The following is an 8,075-nucleotide window of genomic DNA, read 5'->3' on the forward strand; positions in this document are numbered from 1 at the left end:
GCCCATACGTCAACACACCGTCATCAGCAACCACCGCAACCGAGCCACCATCAACCCGACCCAACAACACCCCTACATCAACAACCCCCGAACCAAACGACACCTCGGGCCCACAATTCAACAACTCCAACCGTTCCCGCTCACCAGCCAGCCAGAGCGGAACGGACTGCACCGGGGCGTCGTCGGCGTAGTGGGACAGAAACGCGTGCAGGTAATGCAGAAACCTCTCGTGGTGCATGGCCAGCTCTGCCTCCGAGTACAGATTGGCGTTGCCCAGGAAGTCGACGGACAGCGGCGACGAGCCGCCGCCGTGGTGCACATTGAGCTGGAGATCGTCGATCACACCCGAGCAGAGAATGTGGTAATTCCCGCGTGCTTCGCCAAACGTGAACTCCTGGTTGAAAAATTCCAGGCTCACAGTTGGCCCGAAGCTGCCGACGACGCCGCCTTCTCGGTCCATCAATTGCGCGATTTCGGGGTATCTCAGCAGTTGGTGACCTTGCGCGCCTTTCATTTCGGCCCGGACATTCTTGATCAGGTCACCGAAAGTTGTTTGCCTGTCGAGCCGGATGCGAATCGGCAGGGCATTCGCCAGCATCCCGCCCGATACCATCAGCCCAGCGGATGGACGAGCAGCGACCGGCAATGTCAGGCCGACCTCTGCCGCATCGGTCATCCGCGCCAGGAACGAGCTGAATGCGGCGACCGCTAACCTCGCTGGGCTGCATGCGCATTGCTCGGCGACCCTCATCAGCAGAGCCAACGTCTCACCAGGAGCCTCCCGGCTGACCCGGTGCACCAGGGCGGAGGGCACACCGCGTCGGATGGCGAGGCTGGTGTCCTCGGGGAAGTCCTGTACTTTCGTCGACCAGTACTCGCGGTCCCGGTGGTGCTGGTCGCTGCCCAGGTACTTGCGTTCCTCTTGATAGATCTCGCGAAGGCTCAACGGCTCGAACGGGGTGGGGTCACGGCCTTCCACAAGGGCGTTGTACCTGTCGCACAGCCGGGTGGCCAGAATGATCCCGCCAATCCCGTCCGCGACGGCGTGATGGGCCTTGCCGTACAGAAAGTAGCGTTCGGCACCGACCCGCAGAACCGCGCTCCGCAGCGGGAACTCCGTCTCTAAATCCAGCACGCGGCGCGCATCGTCCCCCATCCAGGTCAGGGCCGCCTTCTCCGGATCACTGTCACCGGTGAAGTCCAGGTAGTCGACGCGGGTGATCTCGATACCGTAGGTCTCGTCTTCCCGATAGTGCGGAAGACCGTCGGCGAACACGATCCGCGTGTCCAATCCGAAGTCGGTGTACGCACCGCGAGTAGCCGCATCATACAGGTCGTAGTCGACCGGACTGTTGACCTCGATGAAGTGCGCGATATTGAACGACACACCAGTGGAGATTTCCTTGAACCAAACCTCAAGCTGGGCAGACGAAAACGGAAGAAGCGTGTCAATAACTGGCGACTGAGTCATTTGGTTCCTGGTCTTCGATGCGCAGCCACGTCAGACACACCGACGAATGCTGCGGGTGTGAGCACTAGATGTTCCGGCACTGCCGGCCGGGGCGCCTTCGTGGATCAACGGCACCACTCGGCACGCCGACCGACGACGCGACCGGCGAGGGAATAAAACAGGATTGCGGCGACGACCGCGGCCTACTTGTCCGCGAGGTCTCCACTCATTGCATCCTGCAAGCTTTTTGGACGCATGTCGGTCCAGTTCGCGTCGACGAACTCCATACAGGATTGCCGGCTGACTCCGCCAGGCCCGCCGTGAACGATATGCCAGCCACCTGGCACGGCACTGAACGCAGGCCACAAAGAGTGCTGCAGTTCAGCGTTCGACAGGACGAAAAACTGTCCATCCTCGTCGTCAAAAGGGCTCGTCGACACTGTTCTCCCCGTCAGTAAGGCATTTGTATTTGCCTATGTTCCAGCATGATTGGATCGATTCGACAATCCACGGGCACCGTAACACGGGTAGCTGAGCAATGCACCACATGGTCGGGCACAAACTCGCCGACCCACCTGCACCGGCGATACATCGAACGCATGGCACCGGGTATACCCGGGTTCGGAATAAAAGACACCCACGCCGGCAGATGTAAAAACCGCAATTGGTGGAGCATTTGCCGAAATCGCAGTATTCTGAACGTTTTACGTACGGGTCAATAGATAGGGGGGCGGGCCCGCACTCGCCCTCGAAGGCACCCACCACTGCCGATGGCGGGCCGCGCCGCCTGACGCCGACGCTTCGACAACTTTGACGACCGCACCGAGGGCGCTGGGCGGGACGATCGGCAGACATCAATCGAGAGACTAAAGTTGTTGCGCAACTGAACAATTCGGATTCCCTCAGCACTTCCGCACCGAATCAGGGATTGGAGCCGGCACCCGCTGCGGCAGTACCACTTCCGACTATCGGCTCGAGATGGCCGAGCTGCTCTGGACAGCAGAGTATTTAGCCTATCCGCGGATGGAGGTCGGCCACCGATACGGCGGACCGAAATGCCCTGATCAGGGCAGCATCAGCCACTGCTCCTGGTGAGTCGCTCGAAGATAATTGAGTCACAACGGAATTTGCCTAAATCACAGCCGCCACGGCATGGCACGCCTGGCTCTCCTTGCGCCGATCACCTCTCCGAAGCCGCCGTGCTCGTGACTGTCGCCGGCGGCCGCGCCGTCGTATCGATGAGCAGTCGGTGCAATCTCAAATTCTTAGCGAAGCCCGTCTCGGCGAACCGCGGCTCGGCGACCCGAGGACTCGGCTCGACAGTCTCCCGGCGGCCATGACGCACTTTTATTGCGGCCAAGTAACAATCGAAGCCGACACGCCCGGGGGCCGGCTCCATCCGGCGCGAATCACGCTACCGGCAAGTAACTCCCAGACGGCCGACCAAATGCAACGTCACGATCCGACGGTCAGGCCGACCTTCTGAAACTCTTTGAGATCGCAGTAGCCGGCCTTGGCCATCGACCGGCGCAGGCCGCCGACCAGGTTCAGCGAACCGAACGGGTCATCGGACGGACCGGCGAGGACCTGTTCGAGCGCGGGCCGCTCGTCCAACGCCACCTGCAGCAGTGCACCGCGCGGCAGGGACGGGTGCGCGGCGGCCGCGGGCCAGAACCAGCCTCCGCCCTGCGCCTCGGCCGAGATCGCCAGCGGGGTGCCCAACACCACCGCGTCGGCACCGCAGGCGATGGCCTTGGCCAGATCGCCGGAACTGTGGATATCTCCGTCGGCAAGCACATGCACATAGCGGCCGCCGGTCTCATCGAGGTATTCGCGGCGCGCCGCCGCGGCGTCGGCGATCGCGGTGGCCATCGGCACGCTGATGCCGAGCACCTCGTCGCTGGTGGTCGCCCCGCTCGTCGAACCGTAGCCGACGATCACCCCGGCCGCCCCGGTACGCATCAGGTGCAGTGCGGTGCGGTGATCGAGCACGCCGCCGGCGACCACCGGAACGTCCAGCTCAGAGATGAACGTCTTGAGGTTCAGCGGCTCACCGTCCTGCGCGACCCGTTCGGCGGAGATGATGGTGCCCTGGATGACGAGCAGGTCGATGCCCGCCGCGACCAGCGTCGGGGTGAGTGCCTGCGCATTCTGCGGACTGACCCGCACCGCCGTGGTCACCCCCGCGTCGCGGATGCGGGCCACCGCGGCACCGAGCAGGTCGGGATCCAGGGGTGCCGCGTGCAGTTGCTGCAGCAGCCGGATCGCGGCCGAGTCATCGGTGGCCGTGGCGGCCACATCCAGGACCTGGGCGATTTTGTCCTCGACATCGGCGTGGCGGCCGATCAGTCCCTCGCCGTTGAGCACGCCGAGCCCGCCCCGCCTGCCCAGTTCGATCGCGAATTCGACTGACACCAGCGCATCGGTGGGATGTGCCACGACGGGGATCTCGAAGCGGTAGGCGTCGAGTTGCCAGGCCGTCGACACATCCTGCGACGACCTGGTGCGCCGGGACGGCACGATCGTGATGTCGTCGAGCTCATAGGTCCGGCGGGCGGTTCTGCCCATGCCGATTTCAACCGTGTCACGCATGACGAGTCAATGTCCCCTAGCGGGTGTAGTAGTTGGGCGCTTCGACGGTCATCGTGATGTCGTGCGGGTGGCTTTCCTTCAGGCCCGCCGCGGTGATCTGCACGAACTGCGCCTGCTGCAACTGCTCGATGCTGGCCGCGCCGGTGTAGCCCATGGCGGCGCGCAGGCCACCGGTCAGCTGGTGCACCACCGTCGAGAGCGGCCCGCGGTACGGCACCCGACCCTCGATGCCCTCGGGCACCAGCTTGTCCTCGGAGAGCACATCGTCTTGGAAGTAGCGGTCCTTGGAGTAGCTCTTCTGCGAGCCCCGCCCCTGCATGGCGCCCAGCGAACCCATACCGCGGTAGCTCTTGAACTGTTTGCCGTTGACGAATACCAGGTCACCCGGCGACTCGGCGGTGCCGGCCAGCAGCGAACCCAGCATGGCCGTCGACGCGCCCGCGGCCAGCGCCTTGGCGATATCGCCTGAATACTGCAGGCCGCCGTCGGCGATCACCGGGACGCCGAACGGTTTGCAGGCCGCAACGGCCTCCAGGATCGCGGTGATCTGCGGGGCGCCGACCCCGGCGACCACGCGGGTGGTGCAGATCGATCCGGGCCCGACGCCCACCTTGACCGCGTCGGCGCCGGCCTCGACCAGCGCGGCGGCGGCGGCGCGGGTCGCGACGTTGCCGCCGACCACCTCGACGCGGTCCCCGACCACCGTCTTGAGCCGGTGCACCATGTCCAGCACGCCGCGGTTGTGGGCGTGGGCGGTGTCCACGATGACCACGTCGACCCCGGCATCGACCAGGGTCATCGCCCGGGTCCAGGAGTCGTCGCCGACGCCGACCGCGGCACCGACCAGCAGCCGGCCGTCGCTGTCCTTGGTGGACAGCGGGAACTGTTCGGTCTTGACGAAGTCTTTGACCGTGATCAGCCCGGTCAGCTTGCCGTGCCCGTCCACGATCGGCAGCTTCTCGATCTTGTGCCTGCGCAGCAGGCCCAGGGCAGCTTCCGCGGACACCCCCTCCTGGGCGGTGATCAGCGGGACCTTGGTCATCACCTCCGAGACCGGCTTGGACAGGTCGACCTCGAAGCGCATATCCCGGTTGGTGATGATACCGACCAGCTCGCCGGTGTCGTCGACCACCGGCAGCCCCGAGATCCGGAACCGCGCGCACATGGCGTCGACCTCGGCCAGGGTGTTGTCCGGGGAGCAGGTGACCGGGTCGGTGACCATCCCGGCCTCGGACCGCTTGACCGTCTCCACCTGCCCGGCCTGTTCGGCGACCGGAAGGTTGCGGTGCAGCACGCCCATACCGCCGGCCCGGGCCATCGCGATGGCCATCCTGGCCTCGGTGACGGTGTCCATCGCCGAACTGACCAGCGGCACCCGCAGCCGGATCTTGCGGGTGAGCTGGCTGGAGGTGTCCGCGGCGGCGGGCACCACGTCCGATGCGGCGGGCAGCAGCAGCACATCGTCGAACGTCAGGCCGAGCATCGCGACTTTCGTCGGATCGTCGCCGCCGGTCGGCACGGGTACGGCGATGGGAACGCTGCTTTCAGCGATCGACATGGGCGGGGCCTCCAGATACAGGCGCGGTCGCAGAGCTTATGACCCGATCCTATCGGCTCTTCCATCCGCCGTGATGTTGCCGCTTCGTTGCGGATGGCGACGGCTGGCGCGATACCTGTAGGGCTGCGTAATGTGGGACACGTGCGTGACCACCTTCCCCCTGGTTTGCCACCCGACCCCTTCGCCGACGATCCGGCCGACCCCTCGGCCGCGCTCGACGCGATAGAGCCGGGCCAGCCACTGGACCCTCAGGAGCGGACGGCAGTCGAGGCCGACCTCGCCGATCTGGCCGTGTACGAAGCGTTGTTGGCACACAAAGGAATTCGCGGTCTGGTCGTCTGCTGTGACGAATGCCAGCAGGATCACTACCACGACTGGGACATGCTCCGCGCAAACTTGTTGCAGCTTCTGGTGGACGGCACCGTGCGCCCGCACGAGCCGGCCTACGACCCCGAACCCGACGCCTATGTGACGTGGGACTACTGCCGCGGTTACGCCGACGCCTCCCTCAACGAGGCCACCTCGGAATCCGACGGCTACCGCTAACCGCCGCCACCCAGCCCTGGTAGCAGGGGTATTTCGACGGTCGGCTGCTCGGGTGCCTGCTGACGCCCGCCGCCGGCACCGCCGCGCTGCGCCGGTGCCTCGGCGGTAGGGATGGTCGCCGGCGGCACGGTGGTGACCGTGGTGACCGTGCGGGTCTCGGGCTCCGACGGCGGCACCACGGATTGCGAGGTCGGCTCCTCGATCGCGACGGTCGAGGTGGGGGCCTGGGTCGGGGTCGGCGTCTCGGTCGGCACCGTCACCGTCGTGGCCGATGTCGCAGGCACCTCGGACACCTGGCTCGTCGACGTGGGCGCGGTCGGGCTCGGTTCGGTGCTGCTCGACGGCTCGGTGCTCTCCGACGAACCGGTGGTCGGACTCGTCGGGCTGGTCGGGCTGGTCGGCGAGGTCGTCGGGGAGGTCGGGCTGGTCGGCTCCGATGGGCTGGTCACCGACGACGGCACGCTCGTCACCGACAGCTCGCTGGGCGGCGTCGTGGACGGAGTCTCGGTCACCGTCACCTCGGGCAGCACTGGAGGCGGAGCGTCCGGCGGCACCGTCGCGGCCGGGTCGCGGTTCTCGACTTTCACCGACAGTTGCTGCCACTGAGTGACCAGTTCCTGCTTCTGCTCGGCGTCCTGGACGGTGGCGACCGTGGTGGTGATGGTCTGCAGCTTCTGCTGAGCCTGCTGCCAGTCGCCCTGGTCGATCAGTTGCTGGACCTGCTGCAGTTCGGTGGAGGCGAGTTCGACCTGGACGCCCCGGGTCGGCTGCTGGGTGCCGAAGAGCGCGCTGCGGAACCCGTAAAGGGCATCGCCGGGCCCGGCGCCGTACACCGCGGCGCCGAAACCGCCGAGGCACAGCACCGCGGCCGCGGCCGACCCGATCACCGCCATCGGAAAGCGGCTGCGGGTGCGGTTGGTGCCACGGTTGAGTGCCGCGACCGCCTCGCGCGGCGGAGCGATGTCTGACATCGGTGCCTGCCGGGCGTCGTCGCGCCATCCGGCGAGCAGATAGGCCAGTTCGGCCTCCTCCGCATCGGTCGAATAGACCGGCCGGTCCAGCGACAGCGCCTCGATGAATCGTTCGGAGCGGTTGATCTCGTTGAGTGAGGGATCACCACCATTGGAAGTCCAGCGGCCGAAGTCAGGCATGGTCCCGCCCCGTCGCCATGATCTCCGTCTTGAGCCTGGTCAACGCCCGGTGCTGGGCCACCCGGACGGCGCCCGCGGTGCTGCCGACGGCTTCGGCGGTCTCCTCGGCGCTCATCCCGACCACGACGCGCAGAATGAGGATCTCGCGTTGTTTCTCGGGCAGCACCGAGAGCAGTTTGGCCATCCGCGCCGAGGCTTCGGAGTCGAGTGCGGACTGTTCGGGACCAGCGTCCAGGGAGAACCGCTCCGGCACCACATCGGTGGGTTCGGCCCGGTTCCTGGCCGCCGCGCGATGCGCGTCGGCAACCTTGTGCGCGGCGATGCCGTAGACAAAGGCCAGGAACGGGCGTCCCTGATCTTTGTAGCGCGGCAGCGCCGTAATGGCGGCCAAGCACACCTCCTGCGCGACGTCATCAGCTGATAGACCACTTCGCTCCGTCGCGCCGACCCGCGCCCGCACGTAACGGACGACGATCGGCCGGATGATCTCCAGCACTTCCTGGAGCGCGTTCCGATCGCCGGCCACTGCCTCAGCAACGACAGCGTCGAGACGGTCTCCCGAACTTGTCATCGTGGGCGATATCTCCAGCGTTACGTAGCACCGACGCTCACAGGTCGGTTGGTCCAGCTAAACAATAACGATCAATCAAGTGCGACCCGGCCCGCGCCGGACCGGCGACCCGACCACATCCCGCCTCTGCGCCGCACCGTCTCGGCGCTGACATCGCGGATCTCGCCGATATCGGCAGCGCCGCACATGAGGCGGCCGAGATCGGCG

Annotated in this window: 7 protein-coding genes; 1 reads left to right on the forward strand and 6 read right to left on the reverse strand. The window is 66.0% G+C overall.

Going from position 1 to position 8,075, the window contains the following annotated elements; translation table 11 throughout:
• The 4 genes from ACWDTP_RS35615 to guaB form a co-directional block, all read right to left on the reverse strand.
• Window positions 1-1,471 (reverse strand): condensation domain-containing protein (locus ACWDTP_RS35615; protein WP_450027927.1); only part of this gene is annotated, 1,471 nt, incomplete at its 3' end.
• Window positions 1,472-1,653: 182 nt separating this feature from the next.
• Window positions 1,654-1,890: an MbtH family protein gene (locus ACWDTP_RS35620; RefSeq protein WP_450027928.1), complete on the reverse strand. Its 237-nt coding sequence runs from the start codon at window positions 1,888-1,890 to the stop codon at window positions 1,654-1,656.
• A gap of 1,015 nt (window positions 1,891-2,905) precedes the next feature.
• On the reverse strand, window positions 2,906-4,042 hold the full coding sequence (locus tag ACWDTP_RS35625) for a GuaB3 family IMP dehydrogenase-related protein (protein ID WP_450027929.1): 1,137 nt from the start codon (window positions 4,040-4,042) through the stop codon (window positions 2,906-2,908).
• A 16-nt stretch (window positions 4,043-4,058) separates the two neighbouring features.
• Entirely contained in the window at window positions 4,059-5,600 is a 1,542-nt protein-coding gene (gene guaB, locus ACWDTP_RS35630; RefSeq protein ID WP_450027930.1) for an IMP dehydrogenase, read from the reverse strand.
• A gap of 141 nt (window positions 5,601-5,741) precedes the next feature.
• Between guaB and ACWDTP_RS35635 the strand changes: the two genes are divergently transcribed.
• The gene (locus ACWDTP_RS35635) at window positions 5,742-6,146 is read left to right on the forward strand and encodes a DUF5319 domain-containing protein (protein ID WP_450027931.1); all 405 of its coding nucleotides are present in this window, start codon (window positions 5,742-5,744) and stop codon (window positions 6,144-6,146) included.
• Here the strand turns inward: ACWDTP_RS35635 and ACWDTP_RS35640 are convergent.
• Both ACWDTP_RS35640 and ACWDTP_RS35645 read right to left on the reverse strand, forming a co-directional pair.
• Window positions 6,143-7,297: an anti-sigma-D factor RsdA gene (locus tag ACWDTP_RS35640; protein WP_450027932.1), complete on the reverse strand. Its 1,155-nt coding sequence runs from the start codon at window positions 7,295-7,297 to the stop codon at window positions 6,143-6,145. The two genes, ACWDTP_RS35635 and ACWDTP_RS35640, sit on opposite strands and share 4 nt — an antisense overlap.
• Window positions 7,290-7,868, reverse strand: a complete 579-nt coding sequence (locus ACWDTP_RS35645) for a sigma-70 family RNA polymerase sigma factor (protein WP_450027933.1) — start codon at window positions 7,866-7,868, stop codon at window positions 7,290-7,292. The genes ACWDTP_RS35640 and ACWDTP_RS35645 overlap by 8 nt, the downstream gene beginning before the upstream one ends.
• Between the last annotated feature and the right edge of the window lie 207 nt (window positions 7,869-8,075).

Source organism: Mycobacterium sp. NPDC003449, assembly GCF_053588415.1.